This is a genomic window from Streptomyces sp. NPDC023723 (assembly GCF_040639815.1).
In the GTDB taxonomy this organism is placed as follows: Bacteria; Actinomycetota; Actinomycetes; order Streptomycetales; family Streptomycetaceae; genus Streptomyces.
Genome location: NZ_JBFAAP010000122.1, coordinates 1 through 2,526, shown reverse-complemented (window position 1 = coordinate 2,526; position 2,526 = coordinate 1). Strand labels below are relative to the sequence as shown.

At 71.7% G+C, this 2,526-nt stretch carries 3 protein-coding genes; all 3 read right to left on the bottom strand.

The window, feature by feature from the left end; genetic code table 11:
* Positions 1–681: adenosylhomocysteinase (locus AB0G32_RS40315; RefSeq protein WP_361176053.1), on the bottom strand; the 681-nt coding region annotated here is incomplete at its 3' end.
* Complete coding sequence (gene metF, locus AB0G32_RS40310) at positions 671–1,561, bottom strand: methylenetetrahydrofolate reductase [NAD(P)H] (RefSeq protein ID WP_361176050.1); 891 nt, start codon at positions 1,559–1,561, stop codon at positions 671–673. The genes AB0G32_RS40315 and metF, both read right to left, overlap by 11 nt.
* The coding region (locus tag AB0G32_RS40305) for a vitamin B12 dependent-methionine synthase activation domain-containing protein (protein ID WP_361176047.1) at positions 1,558–2,526 on the bottom strand (969 nt) is incomplete at its 5' end. The genes metF and AB0G32_RS40305, both read right to left, overlap by 4 nt.

The window sequence follows — 2,526 nt, the reverse complement described above, 5'->3', positions numbered from 1 at the left end:
GCAGCCGTACTTGTTGTCGAACTTCGACTTGGTGACCGCGTCGTTGACGTTGATCGCCGGGAACAGGAGGGTGCCGTCCCGCTGCATCTCGTACAACCGGTGCACACCGGTCGTCGTCTCCTCGGTGACACCGCGGATCTCCGACGCCATGCCGACCCAGTCCAGCGCGCTGTGCTCCAACAGGGCCCGGACGGCGGCCAGTTCCTCGTTGGCCGCGACGGGCAGCACACCGGACTTGCGGTACTCGACGCCCTTGTGGACGAGGAGGGTGGCGTCACCGCCGTCGTCCAGGATCATGTTCGGTCCGGGGTGCCCGGGCCAGGTCAGCGCCTGTTCGGTGCACCACCAGTACTCCTCGAGCGTCTCGCCCTTCCAGGCGAAGACCGGGATGCCGGCGGCGGCGACGGCGGCGGCCGCGTGGTCCTGGGTGGAGAAGATGTTGCAGGACACCCAGCGGACCTCGGCGCCCAGTGCCACCAGGGTCTCGATGAGCACGGCGGTCTGCACCGTCATGTGCAGGGAACCGGTGATCCGGGCGCCGGCGAGCGGCTGGGCCGCGGCGTACTGCGCGCGGATCGCCATGAGGCCGGGCATCTCGTGCTCGGCGAGGGTGATCTCCTTGCGGCCGAAGGCGGCCAGGGCGAGGTCGGCGACCTTGAAGTCGGTGAAGTCAGCGCGCACTGAGGCTCCTTGCGGTGGTCACGTTGCGGTGGATGTCGAGGGCTGCGGTGGAACGGTTGAGGGTGATGTAGTGCAGACCGGGGGCGCCCTCGGCGAGCAGCCGTTCGGCCATGGCGGTGGCGTGGTCGACCCCGATGCGGTGGCCGTCGGCCGGTCGGTCGCGGGCCGCTTCCAGCCGGTGCGCGAGGTCCTCCGGGAACGCCGCGTGGGACAGCTCGGCGAAGCGGCGGATCTGGCGTACGTCGGTGGCCGGCATGATCTCCGGGATGACCGGCGTGTCGCAGCCGGCCGCCGCCACCCGGTCGCGCAGCCGCAGATAGTCCTCGACGTGGAAGAACATCTGCGTGATGGCGTAGTCGGCGCCGGCGCGGCACTTGGCGACGAAGTGCCGGATGTCGGACTCCCAGTCGGGCGAGCGCGGGTGCCGCTCCGGGAACGCGGCCACACCGATGGTGAAGTCGCCCAGTTCCCGCAGGAGTTCGATCAGTTCGACGGCGTGCGTGAGGCCGTCCGGGTGCGCGGTCCACGGCCCGTTCGGGTCCCCCGGCGGGTCCCCGCGCAGCGCGAGCACGTCGCGGATGCCCGCGTCCGCGTACCGGCCGATGATGTGCCGCAGTTCGGCCACCGAGTGCCCGACCGCCGTCAGGTGCGCGACCGGCCGCAGGGTGGTCGCTGCGGCGATCCGGCGGGTCACGTCGACGGTCCGCTCCCGCGAGGAGCCGCCCGCGCCGTAGGTGACGGAGACGAACGTCGGGGCGAGCGCCTCGACCCGGCGGATCGTGTCCCACAGCACACGTTCGCCCTTGCCGGTCTTCGGCGGGAAGAACTCGAAGGAGAACGACGGCCGCCCGTCGGCGGTCATGCCGCGCGCCGTGCTCATGAGCGGCCTCCCGCGTTGAAGTAACCCGCCTCGGGGTGATGGACGACCAGGGCGTCGGTGGACTGTTCGGGGTGCAGCTGGAACTCCTCGGAGAGGTGGACGCCGATCCGCTCCGGCTCCAGCAGGGCGGCGATCTTCGCCCGGTCCGCCAGCTCCGGGCAGGCCGGGTAGCCCAGTGAGTAGCGGCACCCCTGGTACTCGGCGCGCAGCGCGCCCGCGAGCGAGGCCGGGTCGCCCCCGTCGATACCCAGTTCGGAGCGGACCCGGGCGTGCCAGTACTCGGCGAGGGCCTCGGCGAGCTGGACGGACAGGCCGTGCAGTTCGAGGTAGTCGCGGTAGGCGTTGGCCTCGAACATCCGGGCGGTTTCCGCACCGATGCGGGAGCCGACGGTGACGACCTGGAAGCCGACGACATCGGTCTCGCCGGACTCCTCCGGGCGGAAGAAGTCGGCCAGGCACAGCCGCCGGCCGCGCCGCTGCCGGGGGAAGGTGAACCGGGTGCGCTCGTGGCCGGCGTCGTCCAGCACGATCAGGTCGTCGTCCTTGGAGACGCACGGGAAGTAGCCGTAGACCACGGCCGCTTCGAGCAGGTTCTCCGTCTGGAGCCGGTCCAGCAGGCCGCGCAGCCGGGGCCGGCCCTCACTCTCGACGGTCTCTCCCCGCAGCCCCCACTGGCCCTTGAACAGGGCGCCCTCGTCCAGCCAGGTGGCGTACTCCTTGAGCTGGATGCCCTTGACGATTCGGGTGCCCCAGAACGGCGGCTCGGGGACCGGGGCGTCGGTGGTGACGTCGGAACGGCCGCTCGCCGCCGGTTCCGCCGCCACCGGCTGCCGCCGGGGCACCCGGCGTTGCTTCAGTTCGGGGAGGGCGGCGCCGGGCACGCCGCGCTTGATGCCGATCAGCGCGTCCATCAGCCGCAGCCCCTCGAACGCGTCCCGGGCGTAGCGGACCTCGCCCTCGTAGAC